17 protein-coding genes and 1 other RNA gene are annotated in these 22,664 nt (G+C 74.0%); 2 read left to right on the top strand and 16 right to left on the bottom strand.

The window, feature by feature from the left end:
- Positions 1-68: 68 nt before the first annotated feature.
- The 7 genes from OG937_27005 to OG937_26975 form a co-directional block, all read right to left on the bottom strand.
- Positions 69-2,405, bottom strand: a complete 2,337-nt coding sequence (locus OG937_27005; protein ID WUD75083.1) for a molybdopterin-dependent oxidoreductase — start codon at positions 2,403-2,405, stop codon at positions 69-71.
- 61 nt (positions 2,406-2,466) lie between these two features.
- The gene (locus OG937_27000) at positions 2,467-3,795 is read right to left on the bottom strand and encodes a 2Fe-2S iron-sulfur cluster-binding protein (protein ID WUD75082.1); all 1,329 of its coding nucleotides are present in this window, start codon (positions 3,793-3,795) and stop codon (positions 2,467-2,469) included.
- A complete protein-coding gene (locus tag OG937_26995; GenBank protein WUD75081.1) occupies positions 3,792-4,685 on the bottom strand; it encodes an FAD binding domain-containing protein in 894 nt (297 codons plus the stop codon). Before OG937_26995 ends, OG937_27000 begins: the two co-directional genes overlap by 4 nt.
- A 261-nt stretch (positions 4,686-4,946) precedes the next feature.
- Positions 4,947-6,578 (bottom strand): beta-N-acetylhexosaminidase, encoded by a 1,632-nt coding sequence (locus tag OG937_26990; GenBank protein WUD75080.1) that lies wholly within the window; start codon positions 6,576-6,578, stop codon positions 4,947-4,949.
- An 82-nt stretch (positions 6,579-6,660) separates the two neighbouring features.
- Complete coding sequence (locus OG937_26985) at positions 6,661-7,824, bottom strand: hypothetical protein (GenBank protein ID WUD75079.1); 1,164 nt, start codon at positions 7,822-7,824, stop codon at positions 6,661-6,663.
- Between the two features lie 67 nt (positions 7,825-7,891).
- Positions 7,892-8,179 carry a DUF3039 domain-containing protein gene (locus tag OG937_26980; protein ID WUD75078.1) on the bottom strand — a complete coding sequence of 96 codons (288 nt, stop codon included), beginning with the start codon at positions 8,177-8,179 and terminating at the stop codon, positions 7,892-7,894.
- Between the two features lie 11 nt (positions 8,180-8,190).
- Positions 8,191-8,769 carry a YqgE/AlgH family protein gene (locus OG937_26975; protein ID WUD75077.1) on the bottom strand — a complete coding sequence of 193 codons (579 nt, stop codon included), beginning with the start codon at positions 8,767-8,769 and terminating at the stop codon, positions 8,191-8,193.
- 252 nt (positions 8,770-9,021) lie between these two features.
- On the opposite strand from OG937_26975, the gene murA reads away from it, so the two are divergent.
- Complete coding sequence (gene murA, locus OG937_26970) at positions 9,022-10,356, top strand: UDP-N-acetylglucosamine 1-carboxyvinyltransferase (GenBank protein ID WUD75076.1); 1,335 nt, start codon at positions 9,022-9,024, stop codon at positions 10,354-10,356.
- A gap of 83 nt (positions 10,357-10,439) precedes the next feature.
- On the opposite strand, the gene OG937_26965 is transcribed toward murA, so the two are convergent.
- The 6 genes from OG937_26965 to OG937_26940 form a co-directional block, all read right to left on the bottom strand.
- Positions 10,440-10,721, bottom strand: a complete 282-nt coding sequence (locus tag OG937_26965; GenBank protein ID WUD75075.1) for an HU family DNA-binding protein — start codon at positions 10,719-10,721, stop codon at positions 10,440-10,442.
- 198 nt (positions 10,722-10,919) lie between these two features.
- Positions 10,920-12,341, bottom strand: a complete 1,422-nt coding sequence (locus OG937_26960) for an NAD-dependent malic enzyme (GenBank protein ID WUD75074.1) — start codon at positions 12,339-12,341, stop codon at positions 10,920-10,922.
- A gap of 353 nt (positions 12,342-12,694) precedes the next feature.
- Positions 12,695-14,968, bottom strand: coding sequence for an AAA family ATPase (locus OG937_26955; protein WUD75073.1), 2,274 nt, complete (start codon positions 14,966-14,968; stop codon positions 12,695-12,697).
- Positions 14,969-15,210: 242 nt separating this feature from the next.
- Complete coding sequence (locus tag OG937_26950) at positions 15,211-16,356, bottom strand: uroporphyrinogen-III synthase (GenBank protein WUD75072.1); 1,146 nt, start codon at positions 16,354-16,356, stop codon at positions 15,211-15,213.
- A gap of 153 nt (positions 16,357-16,509) precedes the next feature.
- Positions 16,510-17,901 (bottom strand): NarK/NasA family nitrate transporter, encoded by a 1,392-nt coding sequence (locus OG937_26945; GenBank protein ID WUD75071.1) that lies wholly within the window; start codon positions 17,899-17,901, stop codon positions 16,510-16,512.
- A 103-nt stretch (positions 17,902-18,004) separates the two neighbouring features.
- The gene (locus tag OG937_26940) at positions 18,005-18,994 is read right to left on the bottom strand and encodes a LysR family transcriptional regulator (protein WUD75070.1); all 990 of its coding nucleotides are present in this window, start codon (positions 18,992-18,994) and stop codon (positions 18,005-18,007) included.
- A 98-nt stretch (positions 18,995-19,092) separates the two neighbouring features.
- On the opposite strand from OG937_26940, the gene OG937_26935 reads away from it, so the two are divergent.
- Complete coding sequence (locus OG937_26935; protein WUD75069.1) at positions 19,093-20,301, top strand: MFS transporter; 1,209 nt, start codon at positions 19,093-19,095, stop codon at positions 20,299-20,301.
- A gap of 137 nt (positions 20,302-20,438) precedes the next feature.
- Here OG937_26935 and ssrA read toward each other — a convergent pair.
- The 3 genes from ssrA to OG937_26920 form a co-directional block, all read right to left on the bottom strand.
- Positions 20,439-20,825: a transfer-messenger RNA gene (gene ssrA, locus OG937_26930) on the bottom strand.
- A 101-nt stretch (positions 20,826-20,926) separates the two neighbouring features.
- Positions 20,927-21,409 carry an SsrA-binding protein SmpB gene (smpB, locus tag OG937_26925; GenBank protein WUD75068.1) on the bottom strand — a complete coding sequence of 161 codons (483 nt, stop codon included), beginning with the start codon at positions 21,407-21,409 and terminating at the stop codon, positions 20,927-20,929.
- A gap of 54 nt (positions 21,410-21,463) precedes the next feature.
- Positions 21,464-22,627 carry a S41 family peptidase gene (locus tag OG937_26920; GenBank protein ID WUD75067.1) on the bottom strand — a complete coding sequence of 388 codons (1,164 nt, stop codon included), beginning with the start codon at positions 22,625-22,627 and terminating at the stop codon, positions 21,464-21,466.
- Positions 22,628-22,664: the final 37 nt, after the last annotated feature.

Below are 22,664 nucleotides of genomic sequence, written 5' to 3'. Positions count from 1 at the left end.
AGTGTCCGGCCTCCACAGGAAGGGCCCGGTCCGCATGGACCGGGCCCTTCGGGGTGTGTGGCGGGGCGTCAGCCCTGGGGGCGGGCCACCGCGTGCTGGGGGCGGATGGGCAGGCGGCTGACCGGGCGGCCGGTGGCCGCGCGGACGGCGGAGGCGACGGCGGCCGGGGAGACGACGACGGGGACCGCGCTGGCGGCCTTGGCGCCGAAGGGGGCGAGCACGTCGCGTTCCTCGACGAGCCGCACCACGCGGATCGCGGGCGCGTCGAGCGCCGTGGGCAGCGAATAGCCGGTCAGGCTGGGCCGCTTGATGACGCCGCGCGGCGCGCGGAGGTCCTCCATGAGGGCCATGCCGACGCCCTGGGTGACCCCGGCCTCGATGCGGGCCAACAGCTGCGCGGGGTTGAGGATCCGGCCGACGTCCTGGGCGACGGCCATCTCCACGACCCGGATCGCGCCGAGTTCGATGTCGACGTCGACCACGGCTCGCACGGCGCAGAAGGCGAGGCCCACGAAGGCGTCGCCCTGGCCGGTGTCATCGAGCCCCTCGGTGGGGTGCGGGCGGCACTGGGCGGTGGCCCACAGCTCCTTGCCGGCCAGCTCCTCCTCGACGGTGGTGGAGAGCACCCCGTCGTACGAGGTGATCTTGCCGTCGGCGATGGAGAGCAGTTCCGGCGACATGCCGAACTTCCCGGCGAGCGGCTGCAGCAGCTGGGTGCGCACCATCTTGGCGGCGCGTTCGACGGCGCCGCCGGAGACCCAGGTGTGGCGGCCGCGCGCGGCGGCGCCGGCCGGGGGCTGGTCGGTGTCGGACGGCAGGACGCGGACGTCCTCGACGCCGAGCACCTCCTGCACGATCTGCCGGGCGAGGGTGGCGAAGCCCTGGCCGGTGTCGACCGCGGCGCAGATGACGGTGGCGGCGCCGTCGTGGACCCGCACGGTGGCGGTGGAGACCTCGTCGGTGCCCTCGGCGCCGAGCATGTGGACCATGCCGAGCGCGTAGCCCACGCCGCGGCGCACCGCGCCCGGCTCGCCGGCGCCCTCCAGGCCGCCGGGGAGCAGCCATTCGGACTCGTCGTCGTCCATGGGCAGCGGCGGCAGGTCGGTGTCGCGCACGGCCTTGAGCAGTTCGCCGACGGGCGCCGGGCAGGTGACCGTCTGGCCGGTGGGCAGCAGGTCGCCGGTGGCCATGACGTTGCGCATGCGGATCTCGGCCGGGTCCAGGCCGAGTTTGGCGGCGAGCTTGTCCATCTGGCCCTCGTAGGCCGCGCAGACCTGCATCGCGCCCTCGCCCCGGACGTGGCCCGACGGCGGGTTGTTGGTGCGCACCGCCCAGCCCTCGACGAAGACGTGCGGCACGACGTAGGGGCCGGCGGCGAAGGCGACGGCCGCGGCCAGGGCGTCGGCGGAGGTGTCGGCGTACGCGCCAGCGTCCAGCAGCACCTGGGCCTCGACCTTGACCAGCCGTCCCTCGGCGTCCGCGTGGTGGCGGTAACGCAGCAGCGTGGGGTGGCGGTGGCTGTGGCTGAGGAAGGACTCCTCGCGGGTGGCCACGAACTTCACCGGGCAGCCGGTCTTCAGCGCCAGCAGACCCAGCGGGATCTGCACGCCGGAGTCCTCGCGGTCGCCCATCGCACCGGGCACGCCGGTGACGACGACCTTGACGCGGTCCTGCTCCAGGCCGAAGCAGGCGGCGGCCAGGTCGCGGTCGCTGTGCGGGTCGGTGGAGGCGACGTACAGTTCGACGCCGCCGTCGGGGCGGGGCACGGCGAGTCCGGCCTCGGCGCCGACCGGGGCCGGGTCCTGGCGGCCGACCCGGTACAAGCCCTCGACGACGACCTCGCCGACCGCGTCCGGGTCGCCGAACTGCAGCGGGATGTGCCGGATCAGGTTGCCGTCGGGGTGCAGCGGGGGCGCCGAGAAGGCCCGCTCGGGGTCGATGACGGGCTCCAGGACCTCGTACTCGACCTGGATGGCGGCGGCGGCCAGCCGGGCGGTGTCGGGGTGGTCGGCGGCCACGGCGGCGATGGCCTCGCCGTGGTGCCGGACGGTGTCCTTGGCGAAGACCGGACGGTCGGCGACCCGCCGGCCGTGCATCGCGTCGCCGGGCACGTCCTCGTGGGTCACCACGGCCCGCACTCCGGGCAGCGCGACGGCCTCGGAGGTGTCGATGGACAGGATGCGGGCGTGCGGGTGCGGGGAGCGCAGCACGGCCGCCCACAGCAGGCCCTCGGCCCACAGGTCGGCGGCGTAGGGGTACGTCCCCTGGGCCTTGGCCATCCCGTCGGTGGCGGGCAGGGACGCGCCGATGCCCGTCGGTGTGGACTGCTGCTCGGCGGCGCCCGTCGCGACCGTCGCGGGGGTGCCCACGGCCGGGGTGGCCGTCGCGGCGTCGGGGCCCGTCATCGCGCGTACCTTTCGCTGCCGCGAGGGGGGAGGTGGTGCCGGGTCAGGAGGTCCGGGGTGCTCACGCCGGGCCTCCGGAGGAGGGGCGCGGGTGCGGGACGCGGATGCCGTCGGCCGGGTCGCCGGCGGTGTCGTCCGCGGCGCCCTCCGCGGTCTCCTCGCGCTCGGCCACGACCTGGCGCACGGCCTCCAGGACGCCCTGGTACCCGGAGCAGCGGCAGAGGTTGCCGCTGATGGCCTGCCTGGTCTCCAGCTCGGTCGGGCTGTGGTTGCCCTCGAGCAGGTCGTGCACGGTCATCGCCATGCCGGGGATGCAGAAACCGCACTGCACGGCCCCGCACACGGCCAGCGCGCGCTGGACGTCCGAGGGCCCGCCGTCGGCGGACAGCCCCTCGACGGTGCGGATGTCGCTGCCCGCGGCGGTCGCGGCGGGCACGAGGCAGGAGGCGACGAGACGGCCGTCGACCTTGACCGAGCACGCGCCGCACTCGCCCTGCTCGCAGCCGTCCTTGGCGCCGGCGAGGCCGAGGCGCTCGCGCAGCACGTACAGCAGGGACTCGCCGAGCCAGGCGTCGGTGACGGGCCGGTCGGTGCCGTTGACGTTGAGGACGTAGGAGTCCACCGGGTGCTCGCTGTGCGCGTCCGCGCCGGGCCCGTCGCCGGGCTCCTCGGCCGCCTCCTCCGCGGCCGGGGACTCTTCGGCGGTGAGGTCCGCGCCGAGGTCCGCCGCGGGCTCCTGCGGGTGCGCGGCGTCCTCGCCGGGGACCGGCTCGGACCGGAACTCCTCGGCGGCGCCGTCCGGCGCGGGGGCGGACACGGGCGGGAAGCCGTACTCACCGGACTCCCCGGCGGCGCCGTCCGGGGTGAGGGGCAGCGTCCACTGGCCGGTGGCGTCCGCGGGGAGCGCCCAGCCGCCGTCCGCTGCGACGCCGGGGCGCGGCAGCGGGGGCGCGTGCGGGGCGGCGGGGGCGGTCCAGGGGCGCGACGGGTCGGGGGTGGGCACGAAGGCGCCCACCGAGTACTCGCCGGAGTCGTCGGCGGTGGCGTCCTCGCGCACGACGGGGATCGCCCACGTGGTGGCCGCGTCCTCACCGGCGGCCGGGCCTCCGGGCGCCTCCGCGGGGGCGACCGTTATCGGCATGCCGGTCGGCTCGGGCGCGTAGCCGTGGCCCGGGGCGGCGAGCGGGTCGGCTCCGGGCTCGGTCATGGACAGCTGCGCCGCGAAGGACACCTGCATGGTCTGGTCGGCGTCGTACTCGCCGTGGGGCAGGGGCTCCCACACCCCGTGCCCAGGGGTGAATCCCCCGCCGTGCGGCTGGGGGGACCCCGCCTGCGGCTGGTCGGTCATGCGCCCGTCCGGTGTCCTGTCGTCGTACACGTCGTCACTCATGCCAGTGCCCTCCCCAGCGCGCGGCGGGCCAGTGCGGCCACCGTACGCCGCAGCTGGACGGCCGCGGGGGGCAGTTCGGGGGCCGTGGTGCCGTCCGGGGCCGGCAGGGGGTCGGGGATGCAGGCGGCGGCGACGTACTCGCCGAAGGCCGTGAGGGCCTCCGGCGCCAGCGTCCGCTCGCCGTCCCAGTCGATCAGCCCGGCGACCCAGCGTTCGGCCTCGAGCGGCCGCAGCGGCACCGGTGCGACAGCTCCCACCGCGCAGCGTACGCCCCGGCGGGCGGGGTCGAGGACGACGGCGACGGACGCGATCGCGCGGCCGGGTCCGGTGCGGCCGGTGGCCTTGAGGAACGTCTGCGGCGCGTGCAGCAGCGGGACCCGGACGTACGCGAGGACCTCGCCCGGCCGCAGCGGGTCCATGGCGGTGAGCAGATGGCTGACCGGCAGCTCACGGTTGCCGTCCGGGCCGGCGACGAGGACGGACGCCTCCAGGGCGGCCAGCACGGGCAGCGAGTCGCCGGTGGGGGCGGCGCCGGCGATGTTGCCGCCGAGCGTGCCCGCGTTGCGGATCTGCGGGGGTCCGGCGGCTCGGGCGGCGGCGGCCAGGGCGGGGATGAGCGCGGCGAAGTCCGGGCGGCCCATGCGGGCGTGGGTGAGGCCGGCGCCGAGCAGCGCCGCGCCGTCCGCGTACTGCCAGCCGCGGATCTCGCTGATCCGCCCGAGCCCGACCAGTCCCGCGGGGCGCAGGAGCCCGGAGTTCACGGCCGCCATGAGGTCGGTGCCTCCGGCGACGGGCACGGCTGTGGGCGTGGCGGCCAAGGCCGCCACGGCCTCGTCGAGCGAGGTCGGCAACGCCACATTGCGCGCTGCCTGCCGTGCGTACGTGCTCACGCAGCTGCCCCTTCCCCGGCTGTCCGCGGTGCGGTAGCCGTACGGTACGTGCTGACAGCCCGGACGTGGCAACTCTGGCACATCTTCCGGGGTGATCAACGCGAGGGTCGCAAAGGAGAACCCGCCTTCCGGATGGCACCCCGTCCGGTTTGCGCTTTTCTCCAGGTTGCGACGGGAATGGCCTCCTTCACGCGCCTTGCCGTGATTGGCCAGACCACCTTGCCATTTCCGGCGTCGACCGGCCCCGGGTTGTGGCAGGCCTCACACGATCGGGGGCGGCCCCTCGATCGGGCGTCCGATGACGCCCGGACGCCGCTGCCACGGCAGCGGACCGCCCGGCGGACGGTATTCGACCCCCAGTGCGTCAAGTCGCCCGTAGTGGGTGGTCATTCGCGCGGCGAAGCCCTCGTGGTCGCGGGCGGCGGGCCCGGGCAGCCGGCTCCAGACCGTCTCGGCGAAGGCGGCGAGCCGCGGGAAGGCCATGTAGTCCACCGCGCGGACCGAATCCATCGTCTCCGTCCAGATGTTGGCCTGCGCGCCGATGACGTGGGCGGCCTCCTCGGCGGTGAGGCCGTCCGGGACGGGCTCGAAGCGGTAGACGTCCTCCAGGGTGCGGACGTGCGCGATCGGCACCGGCTCGTCCTCGCCGTCCGACTGCCGCCAGTCCAGGTAGACCTGGCTCTCCGGGCACATCACGACGTCGTGACCGGCCCGGGCCGCCGCGATCCCGCCCGCGTAGCCGCGCCAGGAGGAGACGGCGGCACCCTCGGCCAGTCCGCCCTCCAAGATCTCGTCCCAGCCGATCAGCCGGCGGCCGCGCGCACTCAGCCAGGAGTCGAAGTGCCGGACGAACCAACTCTGCAACTCGTCCTCGTCGCGCAGCCCCAACTCCTTGATGCGGGCCTGGACGGTGGCGGAGGCGCGCCACTGGTCCTTGGGGCACTCGTCGCCGCCGATGTGGACGAACTCCGAGGGGAAGACCTCCAGGAGCTCGCTCAGCACGTCCTCGTAGAAGCGCACGGTGGCCTCGGTGGGCGCCAGCACGTTCGGGTTGATGCCCCAACTGGTGAGCACCGGCAGGGCGCCGGTGTCCACGACGTCGGTGTTGCCGAGTTCCGGGTAGGCGGCGATGGCGGCCTGCGAGTGGCCGGGGACGTCGATCTCCGGCACGACCGTCACGTGCCGCTCCGCCGCGTACGCCACGATCTCGCGGAGGTCGTCCTGCGTGTAGTAACCGCCGTGCGGGCGTTCGTCCCACAACGGGGACTCCCGCAGCCCCACCTTGGTCCGGCTGCGCCAGGCACCGACCTCGGTCAGGCGCGGGTGGCGGCGGATCTCCACCCGCCAGCCCTGGTCGTCGGTCAGGTGCAGGTGCAGCACGTTCAGCTTGTGCGCGGCCAGCAGGTCGACGTAGCGCAGGACGACGTCCTTGGGCATGAAGTGCCGTGCCACGTCCAGCAGTACGCCGCGCCACGCGAAGCGCGGGGCGTCCTCGACCGTGCAGTGCGGCAGGCGCCAGTCGCGCCCCGGCAGCGGCGCACGCCGGAAGGCGTCGGCCCCGAGCAACTGCCGTACGGTCTGGGCGCCCCAGAACACCCCCGCCGCTCCCCCGCCGGCGATGCGGACGCCGTCCTCGGCGGACACCGTCAGGCGGTGGCCCTCCGCGCCGAGGCGCCCGGTCACGTCGGGGTCGAGGCGGAGCGTGATCGTGCCGGGCGTGCCCGCGGGCGGCGGCGGCAGCGGGAGCCCGGTGGCGGCGCCGACCGTGGCGCGCAGCCAGTGCGCGGTCCCTTCCGTGCCGGGGCCGGCGTCCAAGGTGCTGCCGGGTCCCAGGTCGACGTGCCCGCCGTCGGCGTGCCGGTGCGCCTCGACGGGCGCCGGGATGAGGTCCATGGCGCCCATCCTGCCGCGCCCGCGGCAACTGGAATAGACCAATCGCCGATTTCCCGCCCGCGCCGGCCGGACGCGGGGGGCGTCAGCGGCCGGCCCGGCGGTCCCGGTTCAGGGCGAGGACGGGGATCAGCACGCCGACGACGCACCACAGGAGGTGGCTCACGGTCACCGCGGACCACAGCGCCGTGGAGGTCGCCTGCGCCACGGAGAGGGCCACGACGGTGCCGATGAGGGCGACGACGGCGGTCAGCTGGAGGACGACGTGCCGGTTGGGCAGCACGTCGCGCTGCAGGAAGGTGTCGCCGTACCACCAGCGCACCGCGCGGGCGGCGCCCAGCAGCACCACGACGGCGCCCGCCGCGACGCCCAGGACGGCCGGAAGCGGCCAGGGGGTGCCGTCGGCGGCGGAGGCCGCCGCCAGGCCGGTGGCGGCGATCGGCAGCACGGCCAGGTGCGCTGCCACAGCCAGGGCCGCGGCCCGGGCGCGGGCCGGGTCCCCGTTCAACTCGGCGCGGGCCAGAGCGCGTACGGTCTGCAGCCGCCCCAGGCCGGTGCTGCCGGAACGACGGGCCTGCAGCAGCCACAGCGCGCCCGCCAGCGCCGCCAGCACGCCCACCCCGCCGGCCAGCACCTCCGGGTCGGCGAACAGCACCAGCGCGGCCACCAGCAGCACGGGCACGAGCCGCGGCCACCGGCGCCGCCCCGCCACGTCCGCGGGCGCGGCACCGAGCTCCAGTGCCCGGGCCACGACGGTGCGGCGTTCGGCCTGGGCGGCGAGGCGGACGGAGAGGTCCAGCGCCCGTGCGAGCGCGACCTGCGCCTCGGCCTCGCGGGGCGCGATCAGGACCGCCCGCCGGGCGGCGGCGACCGCCTCGGGGCCACGGGAGAGCATCCGGCAGGAGTCGGCGACCAGCACCTGGGCACGCCATTCGCGGGGGTCGGCGGCGACGACCCGCCTCCCGAGCCCGAGGGCGGCGTGCGCGTCGCCGAGCATCAGCAGGACGAGCCCGGCCAGCAGCGGCGGGTCGGGGTCGCCGCGCTCCGCGTGCGCCAGCGCCCAGTCGACGGCCTCCCGGGCCCGGTCGGCCCGCCGCTCGTACGCGAAGACCCTGGCCCGTACGAGGTAACCGAAGCTGCCGTTGCGGGCGACGAAGGCGTCGTCGACGAGCGAGTGCGCCATCTCGAAGCGCCCCCGCTCGCACAGCCCGAAGACCCGGTCCGCCGTGACGGCGTCGTCCTGCGCCATGTCCCCCCGAACGCGCGAAGTACGGCCGCCGTGCCGCGGCCGTACCTGCCGGGTGCCGTGGCGGCCGCTACTTGCCGCTCTTGTCCTTGTCCTTGTCCCCGCCACCGGTGGGCATGGATTCGAAGATCTCCTTGCACATCGGGCAGACCGGGTACTTCTTGGGGTCCCGGCCGGGCACCCAGACCTTGCCGCAGAGCGCGACCACCGGCGATCCGGAGAGCGCGCTCTCCATGATCTTGTCCTTCTGAACGTAGTGCGCGAAGCGCTCGTGGTCGCCATCGCCGTTCGACACCTGCGGGGTCGGTTCAACGAGGGTGCCGGTGCCCGCCCCGCGCTCGGGCTCGAGAGTGCTCATGGCACGCAAGCCTAATTCAGAGACGGATCGTCCGGATACGTCGCGACCATCGCGAGTTCGCTGCGCTGCCTGCGCAGCACGGAGCGCCACAGCTGCTCGGGGTCCGGGGAGAAGACGTCCCCCGGTTCGGACTCCACCACGTACCAGGCACCCTCGACGAGCTCGTCCTCCAGCTGTCCCGGCCCCCATCCGGCGTACCCGGCGAAGATGCGCAGGGAGCCCAGCTCCGCCGCGAGGAGCTCCGGCGGCGCCTCCAGGTCGACCAGGCCGATCGCGCCGTACACCCGGCGCCAGCCGAGCGGCTCCCCGTCCTCGCCGTCCCGCGGCTCACCGGGCACCACGGCCAGGCCCAGCGCGGAGTCCAGCGAGACCGGCCCTCCCTGGAAGACGACCGGGGGCGCGCCCGCCAGACCGGCCCAGGTCTCCAGGACGTCGCCGACCCCGACGGGCGTGGGGCGGTTGAGGACCACACCGAGGGACCCCTCCTCGTCGTGGTCGAGGAGGAGCACCACCGCCCGGTCGAAGTTCGGGTCCGCGAGCGCGGGCGTCGCGACGAGCAGTCTGCCGGTGAGCGATGACACTTCGGTCATGGTCAACATGATCCCGCATTCCGCCGCCGCGCGGGGTGGCAACGGCCCCCTTTCCGGACCGGGCCCGGCGCACGGGGCGCGGCGCCGACGACCCTCCGGAGGCACGCGACCGCACAGGGTGCTGTAGCGAAGCCATTACATGAGTGGGACCTCACAGCCCTCTCCCCGGCGCCGGAAGGCCGATTACCATTTCCCCTTGGTGCCTGCGGGGACCTAGCTTCCTTTCTGCCCGTCTCCAGGAACGCGAGAGCAATGACCGGCCTTAACGACGTACTGCTCGTCCACGGCGGCACCCCCCTCGAGGGGGAGATCCATGTCCGCGGCGCGAAGAACCTCGTGCCCAAGGCGATGGTGGCCGCGCTGCTGGGCAGCGAACCCAGCCGGCTGCGCAACGTGCCCGACATCCGCGACGTGCGCGTGGTGCGGGGCCTGCTCCAGCTGCACGGGGTGACGGTGCAGGCCGGTGAGGAGCCCGGGGAACTGGTGCTCGACCCGTCCAAGGTGGAGAGCGCGAACGTCGCCGACATCGACGCCCACGCGGGCTCCTCGCGGATCCCGATCCTGTTCTGCGGCCCCCTGCTGCACCGCCTCGGCCACGCCTTCATCCCGGGCCTGGGCGGCTGCGACATCGGCGGCCGGCCGATCGACTTCCACTTCGACGTGCTGCGCAAGTTCGGCGCGGTCATCGAGAAGCGCCCCGAGGGCCAGTACCTGGAGGCCCCGCAGCGGCTGCGCGGCTGCAAGATCGAGCTCCCGTACCCGTCGGTCGGCGCGACCGAGCAGGTGCTGCTGACGGCCGTCCTGGCCGAGGGCGTCACCGAGCTGAGCAACGCCGCGATCGAGCCGGAGATCGAGGACCTCATCTGCGTCCTGCAGAAGATGGGCGCCATCATCACGATGGGCACCAACCGCACCATCCACATCACCGGCGTGGACAAGCTCGGCGGCTACAACCACCGCGCCCTCCCGGACCGCCTGGAGGCCGCCTCCTGGGCCTGCGCGGCCCTGGCCACCGAGGGCAACGTCTACGTCCGCGGCGCCAGCCAGCGCGAGATGATGACCTTCCTCAACGTCTTCCGCAAGGTGGGCGGGGCCTTCGAGGTCGACGACCACGGCATCCGCTTCTGGCACCCCGGCGGCCCGCTGAACGCCATCGCCCTGGAGACCGACGTCCACCCCGGCTTCCAGACCGACTGGCAGCAGCCCTTGGTCGTGGCCCTCACGCAGGCCTCGGGCCTGTCCATCGTCCACGAGACGGTGTACGAGTCCCGGCTGGGCTTCACCTCGGCGCTCAACCAGATGGGCGCCCACATCCAGCTCTACCGCGAGTGCCTGGGCGGCACCCCCTGCCGCTTCGGCCAGCGCAACTTCCTGCACTCCGCGGTCGTCAGCGGCCCCACCAGGCTGCAGGGCGCCGACCTGGTCATCCCCGACCTGCGCGGCGGCTTCTCGTACCTCATCGCGGCCCTGGCGGCGCAGGGCACCTCCCGGGTGCACGGCATCGACCTGATCAACCGCGGCTACGAGAACTTCATGGGCAAGCTGGAGAAGCTCGGCGCGAAGGTCGAGCTGCCCGCCGCGGACTGACCCGGCACCCACCACCCGGAACACACGAAGGGCGGCCTCCCCACGGGGAGGCCGCCCTTTCGGTTGTCGCGGTAGGCGCGGAACTACTTGCCCTTGGCGGCTTCCTTGAGCTTCGAGCCCGCGGAGACCTTCACGCTGTAGCCGGCCGGGATCTGGATCGGGTCACCGGTCTGCGGGTTGCGCGCGGTGCGCGCGGCGCGGTGGCTGCGCTCGAAGGTGAGGAAGCCGGGGATGGTGACCTTCTCGTCGCCCTTGGCGACGATCTCGCCGACGACCTCGGCGAACGCGGCCAGAACGGCGTCGGCGTCCTTGCGGGTCACCTCGGCGCGCTCGGACAGCGCGGCCACCAGCTCACTGCGGTTCATCTAAGTACTCCTTGCATGGAAACCCCCAACGTCGACCGTCGGGGAAGACGCATTGTGAAGACGCTCATCGCGCTTCTGCGGTGCGGCCCTCACCGCCCAGGTACGCATCCTGCCCCTATTTCTGGGGGAAACGCCAATCCGGCACCCGGGAGAGTCACACAAAAAGCGGGACGTGTGCGGCTCGATGACGCTCCGTCGTTACGGTGTCGCGGTGAGGCCCTGCGACTTGGCGGCCTCACGGACGGCACCGGCGACGGCGCCCGCGACCTTGTCGTTGAAGACGCTCGGGATGATGTAGTTCGGGTTGAGCTCGTCCTCGCTGACGACGTCCGCGAGGGCGGTCGCCGCCGCGAGCATCATCTCGGTGTTCACCGTGCGGCTCTGGGCGTCCAGCAGGCCGCGGAAGACGCCCGGGAAGACCAGCACGTTGTTGATCTGGTTCGGGAAGTCGCTGCGGCCCGTGGCGACCACTGCGGCGGTCTCCCGGGCGACCGCCGGGTCCACCTCGGGGTCGGGGTTGGCCAGGGCGAAGACGATGGCGCCGTCGGCCATGGCCGCGACGTCCTCGCCGTCCAGGACGTTGGGGGCGGAGACACCGATGAAGACGTCCGCGCCGCGCACGGCCTCCTTCAGGGTCCCGGTGATCTCCTCCGGGTTGGTGTTGTCGGCGATCCAGCGCAGCGCCGTCCCGGGGCCCGCGTCGACCAGGTCCTGCCGGCCGCTGTGCACGACGCCGTGGATGTCCGCCACGACGGCGTGCTTGACGCCCGCCGCGAGCAGCAGCTTGAGGATGGCCGTGCCGGCGGCACCCGCACCCGACATGACGACCCGTACGTCGCCGATCTGCTTGCCGACCACGCGCAGCGCGTTGGTCAGCGCCGCGAGCACCACGATGGCGGTGCCGTGCTGGTCGTCGTGGAAGACCGGGATGTCCAGGGCCTCGCGCAGCCGGGCCTCGATCTCGAAGCAGCGGGGCGCCGAGATGTCCTCCAGGTTGATGCCGGCGAAGCCGGGGGCGATCGCCTTGACGATCTCCACGATCGCGTCGGTGTCCTGGGTGTCCAGGCAGATCGGCCAGGCGTCGATGCCCGCGAAGCGCTTGAACAGGGCCGCCTTGCCCTCCATGACCGGCAGCGCGGCCTTGGGCCCGATGTTGCCGAGGCCCAGCACGGCCGAGCCGTCGGTGACCACCGCGACGCTGTTGCGCTTGATGGTCAGCCGGCGGGCGTCCTCGGGGTTCTTGGCGATCGCCATGCAGACCCGGGCCACACCGGGGGTGTAGACCATGGAGAGGTCGTCACGGTTGCGGATGGGGTGCTTCGACGCCATCTCGATCTTGCCGCCGAGGTGCATCAGGAACGTGCGGTCGGAGACCTTGCCGATCGCGACGCCCTCGATCTGCGCCAGCTTGGCGACGATCTCGTCCGCGTGGGCCGTCGAGGTGGCCGCGATGGTCACGTCGATCCGCAGCTTCTCGTGGCCGGAAGCGGTCACGTCGAGGCCGTGGACGGCGCCACCGGAGGCTTCCACGGCCGTGGTGAGCTGGCTGACCGCGGATCCGCTCGCGGGTACCTCCAGCCGCACCGTGATTGAGTACGAGACGCTCGGCGCCGTTGCCATGGCCGCTGTTCCTCCGCTGTCGCTGGTTGTGCGCCCTCGATGCTGCCACCTACTGGTGGGTACGCGTAAACCCGGGGGCCCTACAACAGAATGTCGAGTAGCGATGGGGGTCAACGGAAGCTTGTGTGCTTAATGTTCCCCCACCCGCCACCGGAACGGCGCACACGGACGGAATGACAATCTCGGATCGTTTGTTAGCCTGGGTGAGGCACCGGCTCGATCCAAGCCCCCGGGCCCAACCATAGGCGCTTCGAGCGCCCACTTGCCGCGAGGCGAGCATGGCGGGTCGGTGTCACATACGTCCGGCGGGGCGCCCCTCCCAGAGGGGCGCCCCGCCGTCGTCATGAGACGGCTCAGTCCCGCAGCAGGTCCGGGACGCCGGCGCCGTCCGGCAGGTCGCGGGAGCCGGAGAGCACCGTCAGCCGCTGCGTGGCCCGGGTCAGGGCCACGTACAGCACCCGCAGCCCCGCCGGCGACTCGTCCGCGATCTCCGCGGGCGAGACGACCAGCGTCGCGTCGTACTCCAGCCCCTTGGCCTCCAGGCTGCCCAGCGCCACGACGCGCTCGCCCAGCCCCGCCAGCCAGCCCCGGGCCTCCTCACGGCGGCCCATGGCCACGACCACGCCCACCGTGCCCTCGACCTCGCCCAGCAGCCGCTCCGCCTCCGCGCGCACCGCCTCGCCGGGGCCGCCGTCGGCGGTCACCGCGAACCGGGGCACCAGCCCCGTCGAACGCACCGCGCGCGGCGCCTCGCTGCCCGGCATGGCCAGCGCCAGCACCTTCGCCGCCAGGTCCGCGATCTCGGCCGGGTTGCGGTAGTTCACGGTGAGGGTGAAACGGCGGCGCGGACGCGTCCCCAGGGCCTCGTCACGGGCCAGGGCCGCCTCGTCCGGGTCGGTCCACGAACTCTGCGCGGGGTCGCCGACCACCGTCCAGGTCGCGGCACGGCCCCGGCGGCCCACCATGCGCCACTGCATCGGGGTGAGGTCCTGCGCCTCGTCGACGATCACGTGCGCGTACTCCGTGCGCTCCGCGTCCAGCCGGTCCTGCCGGCTGCGCCGCCCGGCCGCCATCCGGTCGGCGAAGGTGGTGACCTCCTCCAGACCGGTCAGCTGGTCCAGCGGGTCCGCCTCCCGGGTGCGCACCTTCGGCGGCGGGCCCAGCAGCGCTTCCAGCTCGTCCAGCATCGCGACGTCGTGCACGGACAGCGCCCCGTTGCCCGCGGGGTCCAGCCGGCGCAGCGAGCGCGCCACCCGGCGCACCTCGGGCGGCGTCAGGACCCGCCGCGCCCAGCGCCCCAGCCGCTTCTCGTCGGAGAGCGCCGCCAGCACCCCGCGCGGGGTCAGCACCGGCCACCACGCGGCCAGGAAGTCCACGAACTCCTGCTCGGTGGAGACGTCCTCGTCGAAGCCCTGCCGCTCCTCGGCGGCCAGCTCCGGGTCCTCGAAACGGCGCCCGGCCTTGCGCCACAGCGCGTCCAGCAGCAGACGGCGGGCCCGGGGCCGCAGCAGGTTCACCGGCGCCGTACCGCTCAGCACGGCGTGCCGGATCCCGGACAGCTCCTCGGCGTCCAGCTCCAGCCGCCGCCCGAACGCCACCACCCGCAGCCGGTCCGGGCAGCGACCCTGCCCGGACCCGTGCTCCAGCACGCCCCGGGCCGCCTTGCGCAGCACCCTCAGCATCCGCAGCGAGCCCTTGATCCGGGCGACCGCCGGATCGTCGTACGTGGTCGCCTCGGCACCGTCCACGAGCGAGCCCACGGCGCGGATCGCGACCTGCCCCTCCTCGCCCAGCGAGGGCAGCACGCCCTCGGTGTACGCCACCAGCAGCGGCGTCGGGCTGACCACCAGGATCCCGCCCGCGTACCGGCGCCGGTCCTGGTACAGCAGGTACGCCGCCCGGTGCAGGGCCACGGCCGTCTTCCCCGTGCCGGGCCCGCCGGTCACCTCCGTGACGGAGGCCGCGGGGGCCCTGATCACCACGTCCTGCTCGGCCTGGATGCTGGAGACGATGTCCCGCATCGTGTGGCTGCGCGCCTGGCCCAGCGCGGCCATCAGCGCGCCGTCCCCCACCACCGGCAGCCCCGTCGTCAGCTCCGGGCGCAGCAGGTCGTCCTCGACGCCCAGCACCTTGCGGCCCTTGGAGCGGATGACGCGCCGCCGCACGACCCGGCCGGGCGCGACCGGCGTCGCCCGGTAGAACGGCGCCGCCGCGGGCGCCCGCCAGTCGATCACCAGCGGCGCGTAGTCCGCGTCCAGCACGCCCAGCCGGCCGATGTGCAGGGTCTCGGCGACCTCCGCCGTCCCGTCGGGCCGGATCGCGTCATCGGCGGGCTCCACGGAGGTGTACGCACCGTCCGGACCCTTCTTGCCGTCCTTGCCCAGCAGCAGGTCGATCCGGCCGAAGAGGAAGTCCTCGAACTCCGCGTTCAGCCGGTTCAGGTGCAGCCCCGCCCGGAACACCTGGGCGTCGCGCTCCGCCAGCGCGCCCGGCGTGCCGACCTGGCCGCGCTTGACGGCGTCGTCCATGAGGAACTCCGCCTCGTGGATCTTCTCCTCGAGCCGGTCGTACACCCGGTCCAGATGCGTCTGCTCGACTGCGATCTCCGTGTCCCGGACCGCTGCCACGCAGGACCCCCTTCTTCCACTTCCGTACGTCACGCGCCGCGCGCGCCGCCCCGGCGTACGGGGCAGCCTGTCACCGTACGCCAACCAGGCGTTTCCCGCCCACTCGGCAAGTGCCCCCCGAAGCGTCCGGGGTACCCCGCGTCGCCCCGTGCGGGTGCGTGGTGGTTGCTGTTGGGGGTTCCCCGCCCGCCGCAGGCGCAGACAACCCGCACACAACCACCGGCCGCAACCACGACCCCGGGTCACGCGGAGGCGTACTTGGCGTCCGCAGCCGGATCGAGCGCAAGCCGGTACCCCCGCTTTACCACCGTCTGGATGAGCTTCGGCACCCCCAGCGCCGCCCGCAACCGCGCCATCGCCGTCTCGACGGCGTGCTCGTCGCGCCCCGCCCCCGGCAGCACCCGGAGCAGGTCGGCCCGGGAGACGACCCACCCGGGGCGCCGGGCGAGGGCGCGGAGCAGGGCCATCCCGGCCGGGGGGACGGCGCGCAGCTCCCCGTCGACGACGACCGCGTGGCCGCGGATCTCCAGGCGCCGTCCGGCGACGGGGAGGGGACGCACCCGCCCCGGGAGCTCCGCGGCGAGCAGCTGGACGAGCGGCCCGAGGCGGAAGCGTTCGGGCTGGGCGGTGGGCACCTCGTGGGCCTGCAGGGGGAGCGCCGTGACGGGGCCCACGCAGGCCGGGAGGATGTCGTGGCGCAGGGCGTCGAGGAGTTCGCCGCGCAGGCCCCGGCGGTCGGCCCGGTCCAGCAACGAGGCCGCCGCGGGGGCGCTGGTGAAGGCGACCGCGTCCAGTCCGCGCGCGACGGCCGCGTCGATGAGCCGGTCGACCGGGCCCAGGTCCTCCGGCGGCATCCAGCGGTAGACGGGGACGCTCACGACCTCCGCGCCGGCCGCGCGCAGTGCCTCGCTGAAGCCGGGCACCGGCTCCCCGTGCAGCTGGACGGCGACGCGCCGGCCGTCGACGCCCTCGTCCAGCAGGCGGTCGAGGACCTCCGCCATCGACTCGGACGCCGGCGACCAGGACTCCCTGAGCCCGGCCGCGCGGATCGCGCCGCGCACCTTGGGGCCGCGGGCGAGCAGTTCGACGTGGCGCAGCCGTTCCAGCAGGGGCTCGCCGAGCCCCCAGCCGTCGGCGGCCTCGATCCAGCCGCGGAAGCCGATCGCCGTGGTGGCCACCACGACGTCGGGGCCGCGGTCGAGCAGCCGCTTGGTCGCGGCGAGCAGTTCGGTGTCGTCCGGCAGCGGGACGATCCGCAGCGCGGGGGCCCGCATCACGACGGCGCCGCGCCGTTCGAGGAGGGCGCACAGTTCGTCGGCGCGGCGGGCCGCGGTGACGCCGACCGTGAAGCCCGCCAAGGGGAGGACGTCTGGGTGTCGCACTTGCATGGCTCTGCCTCGCTCCGCCGGAGGTACACGTGCAACGGAGGCCGGGACCGTCCCGGGTCCCGGAGTCGCGCGCCCCGTTGCGCGCATGGTTCCAAGCCCCGGTGACGGTCCGGGTTCACCGGCATTTCCCCGTTGTTACGCAGTTCGCCGGGGCTACACCTCCGCGTAGGAGAGCCGCGGCTCCGGCTCGGCCCCGGCACCGGGCACGGCCGCCGGGGCGGGGGCCGGCGCGGGCCTGCGCAGGTATACGGCCCAGGTGACCGCGAAGCAGACCGCGTAGACGGCCAGGAAGGTGACGAACGCCGGGGTGCCGGTGCCCCGGGTGAGGAAGGACTGCCGGAACGCGAGGTTGATGCCGAGGCCGCCGAGCGCGCCGACGGCACCGATCAGGCCCATCGCGGCGCCGGACAGCCGGCGTCCGTAGGAGGCCGCGGCTTCGCCGGTCAGGCCCTTGGCCGCGGCCTTGGCGGCGTAGATGCCCGGGATCATCTTGTACGTCGAGCCGTTGCCGAGGCCGGTCAGGATGAACAGGGCGACGAAGGCGCCGGAGAACAGCGCCAGGGACTTCTGTGCCGAGGCGAGGACGATCACGGCGGTGGCGGCGGCCATCGCCAGGAAGTTCCACAGGGTGATCCGCGCGCCGCCGAAGCGGTCGGCGAGCCGCCCGCCGACCGGGCGGATCAGCGAGCCGAGCAGCGGGCCGACGAAGGTGACGGACGCGGCCTGCAGCGGGGTGCGGGCGAACTGGTTCTGCAGGACGAGCCCGAAGGCGAAGCTGTAGCCGATGAAGGACCCGAAGGTGCCGATGTAGAGGAAGGACATGATCCAGGTGTGGGCGTCCTTCACCGCCAGGGCGGCCGCGCCGGTGTCGTTCCGCACGGGCGCGAGGTTGTCCATGTACAGGGCCGCGAGCGTGGCGGCGACCACGATGAGCGGGATGTAGACGGCGAGCAGCAGCCGCGGGTGGCCGGCGCCGGCCGTGCCGATGACCAGCAGGCCGACCAGTTGGACGACCGGCACGCCGATGTTGCCGCCGCCCGCGTTGAGGCCGAGCGCCCAGCCCTTCTTCCGGAGCGGGAAGAAGGAGTTGATGTTGGTCATGGAGGAGGCGAAGTTGCCGCCGCCGACCCCGGTCAGCGCGGCGACGGCGAGGAAGGTGCCGTAGGAGGTGCCGGGCTCCATGACGACGGCGGCGGCGATCGTCGGCAGCAGCAGCATGAGCGCGCTGAGGACAGTCCAGTTGCGGCCGCCGAAGCGCGCGACGGCGAAGGTGTACGGGACGCGGACCAGGGCGCCGACCGCCGTGGCCATGGCGACCAGGAAGAACTTCCCGGCGGGGTCGATGCCGTACTCCGGGCCCATGAAGAGCACCATGACCGACCAGAGCGTCCAGACGGAGAAGCCGACGTGCTCGGACAGGACGGAGAAGAGCAGGTTCCGGTGGGCGACGCGCCGGCCGCCGTTCTCCCAGGACCCCTCGTCCTCGGGGTCCCACCGTTCGATCCAGCGGCCGCCCTTGCGTGCTGTGGTGCTCGCGGCAGTCATGACGCCTCCAGGCCCTGATGTCGCTCGTCGGGTGATGCCCACGACGGTAGGAACGGCGCGTTTCCTCCCGATGGCCTGAGGTGACCGCCACGCAACCTTGCTCTCACCCGGTGCGCGGGCCCGGTGTGAGCGCCGGGGGCGCCATCACGCGGGCGTCCGGCTCCGGCAGCCAGGCGCCGTCCGGCACGGTGAGCCAGTCGTCCTCCGCGGCGAGCCGGCGCGCGGCGCGGAGCAGGGCGTCCAGTGCGGGGTGGCGCAGTCCGCGCCGCCACACCATGGAGACGGGGGCGAGCGGTACGGGGCCGGTGAGCGGGCGCAGGACGAAGCCGGGCAGGTCGATGAACTCGGTGCTGGCCAGGACGGGCCAGCGGTGCTTGCGCACCAGGCGGACAAACTCCTCCGGGCCGTCGATGGCGGGGAAGGGCGCGGCGACGGCGATGCCCCGGCCCCGGAACAGGCGCTGGGCCAGATCCGTCCACTCGGCGGTGTCCGGGTTCCCGGCGGCGGCGTAGAGGGACTCCCCCGCGAGTCGGTCGAGCGGCACCTCGGCGAGCGGGGCCAGCCGGTGGCCGGCGGGGAGCAGCACCGCCATCCGCTCGTAGCGGACCGGCAGGTGCTCCAGCCGGTCCAGCACGGCGGGGGCCAGGCCCGCCGCGCGGCCGAAGGAGACGTCCAGGCGGCCGGCGAGGATCCCGGCGGCGGCGCCGGTGAGCCCGCTGTGGAAGCGCGCGGTGAGCTCGAGTTCGGGCGCGGCGGCGCGGGCGGCGGCCAGCACCCGGTGGCCGGTGCCCACCGGCGCGCCGATGTCGACGAGCAGCGGACGGCCGGTGGGCGCGAAGGCGGCGGCCAGTTCGTCGTGGGCGGCGAGCACGCGCCGGGCGTACGGCAGCAGCCGCTCCCCCTCGGCGGTCAGCCGCACCGAGCGGGTCGTCCGCACGAACAGTTCGGCCCGCAGTTCCCGCTCCAGGCGCCGGACGTCCCGGCTCAGCGCCTGCTGCGCGACGTGGAGGCGGGCGGCGGCCTGGGTGAAGTGCAGTTCCTCCGCGACGGCGGCGAAGGCCCTCAGCAGGCGCGGGTCGATGGCGTGCGGCATCCGCCCATTGAACACGTCCGCGATTGACAACGGGAACGCGTCAATGGGCGCTGATCAGGTGTTGGACCGCACCGGGGGCGCCCCGGGAGGGTGGTCGCATGACCGCGCTCGCCTTCGCCGCCCCCTACCGGCGGCTCTTCGCCCTGCCCGGCACCCGGGCCTTCACCACCGGGAACCTCCTGGCCCGGCTCCCGATGGGGATGTTCGGCGTCAGCGCGGTCGTCATGATCGCGGCCGGCTACGGCTCGTACGCGCTGGCCGGGGCGGTCACCGCCACCGGGCTCGCCGCGACGGCCGTGGTGGCCCCCTGGACCGCGCGCCTGACCGACCGGCACGGCCAGGCCCGGGTGGCCGTGCCGGCCGCGGGGCTCGCCGCGCTGGGCTCGCTCGCGCTGGTGGTGTGCGTACGGCTGCACGCCCCGGCCTGGACCCTGTTCGCCGCGTACGCCGCCACCGCGACGACGCCGAACACCGGCGGCATGGCGCGGGCTCGCTGGGCGCACCTGTACCGGGACGACGAGCGGGGCCGGCACGTCGCCAACTCCTTCGAGCAGGCGGCGGACGAGGTCTGCTTCATGCTCGGCCCGGTCCTCGCGGCCTTCCTGTGCACCTCGCTGTTCCCCGAGGCCGGCACGCTGACGGGGGCGCTGCTGCTCTTCGGCGGCATCCTGGTCTTCGCCGCGCAGCGCGGCACCGAACCGCCGCCGGTGCCGCGGGCCACCGCCGGACCGGGGGCGGGGGCCGGGCGGGCCGCGGTACCGGCCGTACTGCTGACGTTCCTGGCGACGGGGGCAGTCTTCGGTGCCCTGGAGGTCACCACGATCGCCTTCGCCGACGCCCACGGGCACCGCGGCGCCGCCGGGGCGGTGCTCGCCCTCCAGGCGGCGGGTTCGTGCGCGGCGGGCCTGCTGTACGGGCTGCGCCGGCCCCGTGGCGGCGCGGGGGGCCGCTTCGCCGCGAGCGTCGCCCTGATGGCCGTCCTCATGCTCGGCCCGCTGCCCGCGGCGGCCCTCGGCGGCCTGTGGCTGCTGGCCCCCGCGCTGCTGCTGGCGGGCATGGCCACCGCGCCCACGATGATCAACGGCATGGCCCTGATCCAGCGCCGGGTCCCGCCGGGCCGCCTCAACGAGGGGATGACGCTGGCCGTCACGGCCCTCCTGGGCGGCATCGCCGCAGGCTCCTTCGCCGCGGGGTCCGTCGTGGAGCACCGGGGTGCGGTGCCCGCGTACGCGATACCGGCGGTCGCCGCGGCCACCGCGGCGCTGGTCGCGGCGGCCTCCCTGCGGACGGCCCGGCGCCGGGCCTGACGTACCGGCCGTCAGCCGCCGGCCGGGACGCCGGCCACAGCCGGGCGGGACGCCGTGCGGCGAGGCGACGGACCTCGGAAACGACGGAAGGCGATGCCTGCCGCGCAGTGCGCGGCAGGCATCGCCTTCCGTTGGGTCAGTGGAGATGGCGGGAATCGAACCCGCGTCCTGTGGTGCAGAATCAGGGCTTCTCCGAGCGCAGTCCGCTGTGCTTTTCTCGGCCCCGGCAGTCACGCGGACAAGCCGCCGACGGGCCCAGCCACTGTTTGGTTTCCCACCGAGCCCCGTGGCCGGACTCAGTGGTTTAGTCCCCTAGCTGATGCCAGGATCCGGGTCGGGAACAGCCCCGGGCTGACACTCCGCGGAGTCTTCGCTAGCTGCTAATTAGGCAGCGAGAGCGAAGGCGGAGGAATCGCGCTTAGAAGTGGCGATTATTGTTTTCGGCATATGGTTTACGAGATCATTGCCGCTTTCTCGGCTCGCTTCCCCTGCTTCGACATCCCCAGTCGAAACCGATCATCCCCATGTTGATTTTTCAAACTGCTCACCGGGCCGTCACGGCCCGGTGGTGCTGACACCATCGTACGTGACCGACGTACATGGAGGCCAGCGCATTTCCCGGGGGTCAGTCGCCCCGCTGCCGGCGGCGCGCCGCCGAGATGGCCCGGTCGGACTCGCGGCGGTCCTGCTTCTCGCGCAGGGTCTGCCGCTTGTCGTACTCCTTCTTGCCCTTGGCCAGCGCGATCTCGACCTTCGCCCGGCCGTCCTTGAAGTACAGGGACAGCGGCACGATCGTGTGACCGGTCTCCTGGGACTTCTGGAAGAGCTTCTCGATCTCCTCCCGGTGAAGCAGCATCTTGCGCTTGCGCCGCGCCGAGTGGTTCGTCCACGTCCCCTGGGTGTACTCGGGGATGTGCACGTTGTGCAGCCACGCCTCGCCCCCGTCGAGCTGGCCGAAGCCGTCGACCAGGGAAGCGCGTCCCTGGCGCAGCGACTTCACCTCGGTGCCGGTGAGCACCAGGCCCGCCTCGTAGGTGTCGAGGATGTGGTAGTCGTGCCGCGCCTTCTTGTTCTGCGCGATCAGCTTGCGACCCGTTTCCTTTGCCATAGCGCGGCCATTCTCGCACCTCGGCGGGGCCGGGGGTACCGGTTTGCGCGCCGGTCAGCGGGCCGGCGTGCCCAGACCGTCCAGCACCTGGAGGGCCTCGGACTCGGCGTCCGCGCCACCGGTGACCTTCAGGTCGGGCTCGACCCCGCGTCCGTCCACCCGGCGACCCGCGGGCAGCCGGTAGTGGCCGACGGTGAGCTCGGCGACCGAGCCGTCCGACAGCCGGCTGGGCATCTGCACCGATCCCTTGCCGAAGGTGCGGGAGCCCACGACGACGGCACGGCCGCGGTCCTGCAGGGCGCCGGCGAGCAGTTCGGCCGCACTCATCGTGCCGCCGTCCACGAGCACGACGAGCGGGGTGTCGGTGTCGCCGGCGTCGGCCGCGTAGAGCGCCTGCTGCCTGCCGTGGACGTCGTACGTGGCGACCAGGCCGCCGTCCAGGAACGCGGAGGCCACACCGACGGCCTCGGTGACCAGGCCTCCGGAGTTGCCGCGCAGGTCCAGGACTATGCCCTTGTGCCCCGGCCGGCCGGCCAGGGCGCCGCGGACCTGCCCGGCGACACCCTTGGTGAAGGCGTCCACCTTGACGACGCTGACGCCGCCGGGGACGTGCCGCACCCGTACGGACTCCGTCGGCAGCAGGGCGCGCCGCGGGGAGACCGCCCAGGAGCGCGCGCCGCGCCGCAGGCCCAGGGCCACGGCGGTGCCGGCCGCGTCGGAACCGCGCAGCCGGGCGACGACCTCGGTGACGGGACGGCCGGTGACCTCCGTGCCGTCGATGCTCATCAGCCGGTCCCCGGCGTGCACACCGGCCCGGGCGGCGGGGCTGCCGGACTGGACGCGGTCGATGCCGATGCGGCCGTCCTCGGTGCGTCGCACCCACAGGCCGACCCCCACGTACCGGCCGTCCAGGGACTGCTGGAAACCCTCGTACTCCTGGGCCGTGTAGAAGGAGGACCAGCGGTCGCCGCTACGGCTGACCAGGGCCTCCGCCGCCTGCGGGCCGACCTTGCCCTCCGCGATCGCCTCGGCGATCTCGTCGGTGTCGGCGACGGTGCCGGCCGGGATGCGGGAGTGCGGCGGCGTCCGCCGCTCCCCGCCCAGGTCCCCGAAGGAACCCGCCGCGGCACCCGTCGCCAGGACCGCGCCGAAGACCAGCGTCAGCGCCGCGGCACGGCGCAGGCGGCGCGGTCTCCCGGACGGACGGTGGCTCAGCACGTCGGGCAGTCTAGGCGAGAAGCGGGCGCTGTACGGA

Origin of the sequence: Streptomyces sp. NBC_00510 (genome assembly GCA_036013505.1) — a bacterium.
Taxonomy (GTDB): Bacteria; Actinomycetota; Actinomycetes; order Streptomycetales; family Streptomycetaceae; genus Actinacidiphila.
This window is presented reverse-complemented; position numbering and strand designations above follow the sequence as displayed.

What these genes read in the sequence shown, in the direction of transcription:
- OG937_27005 (WUD75083.1), bottom strand. Translation starts at nt 2,405, where the DNA reads ATGACGGGCCCCGACGCCGCGACGGCCACCCCGGCCGTGGGCACCCCC.
- OG937_27000 (WUD75082.1), bottom strand. Translation starts at nt 3,795, where the DNA reads ATGAGTGACGACGTGTACGACGACAGGACACCGGACGGGCGCATGACC.
- OG937_26990 (WUD75080.1), bottom strand. Translation starts at nt 6,578, where the DNA reads ATGGACCTCATCCCGGCGCCCGTCGAGGCGCACCGGCACGCCGACGGC.
- OG937_26985 (WUD75079.1), bottom strand. Translation starts at nt 7,824, where the DNA reads ATGGCGCAGGACGACGCCGTCACGGCGGACCGGGTCTTCGGGCTGTGC.
- OG937_26980 (WUD75078.1), bottom strand. Translation starts at nt 8,179, where the DNA reads ATGAGCACTCTCGAGCCCGAGCGCGGGGCGGGCACCGGCACCCTCGTT.
- OG937_26975 (WUD75077.1), bottom strand. Translation starts at nt 8,769, where the DNA reads ATGACCGAAGTGTCATCGCTCACCGGCAGACTGCTCGTCGCGACGCCC.
- murA (WUD75076.1), top strand. Translation starts at nt 9,022, where the DNA reads ATGACCGGCCTTAACGACGTACTGCTCGTCCACGGCGGCACCCCCCTC.
- OG937_26965 (WUD75075.1), bottom strand. Translation starts at nt 10,721, where the DNA reads ATGAACCGCAGTGAGCTGGTGGCCGCGCTGTCCGAGCGCGCCGAGGTG.
- OG937_26960 (WUD75074.1), bottom strand. Translation starts at nt 12,341, where the DNA reads ATGGCAACGGCGCCGAGCGTCTCGTACTCAATCACGGTGCGGCTGGAG.
- OG937_26950 (WUD75072.1), bottom strand. Translation starts at nt 16,356, where the DNA reads ATGCAAGTGCGACACCCAGACGTCCTCCCCTTGGCGGGCTTCACGGTC.
- OG937_26945 (WUD75071.1), bottom strand. Translation starts at nt 17,901, where the DNA reads ATGACTGCCGCGAGCACCACAGCACGCAAGGGCGGCCGCTGGATCGAA.
- OG937_26940 (WUD75070.1), bottom strand. Translation starts at nt 18,994, where the DNA reads ATGCCGCACGCCATCGACCCGCGCCTGCTGAGGGCCTTCGCCGCCGTC.
- OG937_26935 (WUD75069.1), top strand. Translation starts at nt 19,093, where the DNA reads ATGACCGCGCTCGCCTTCGCCGCCCCCTACCGGCGGCTCTTCGCCCTG.
- smpB (WUD75068.1), bottom strand. Translation starts at nt 21,409, where the DNA reads ATGGCAAAGGAAACGGGTCGCAAGCTGATCGCGCAGAACAAGAAGGCG.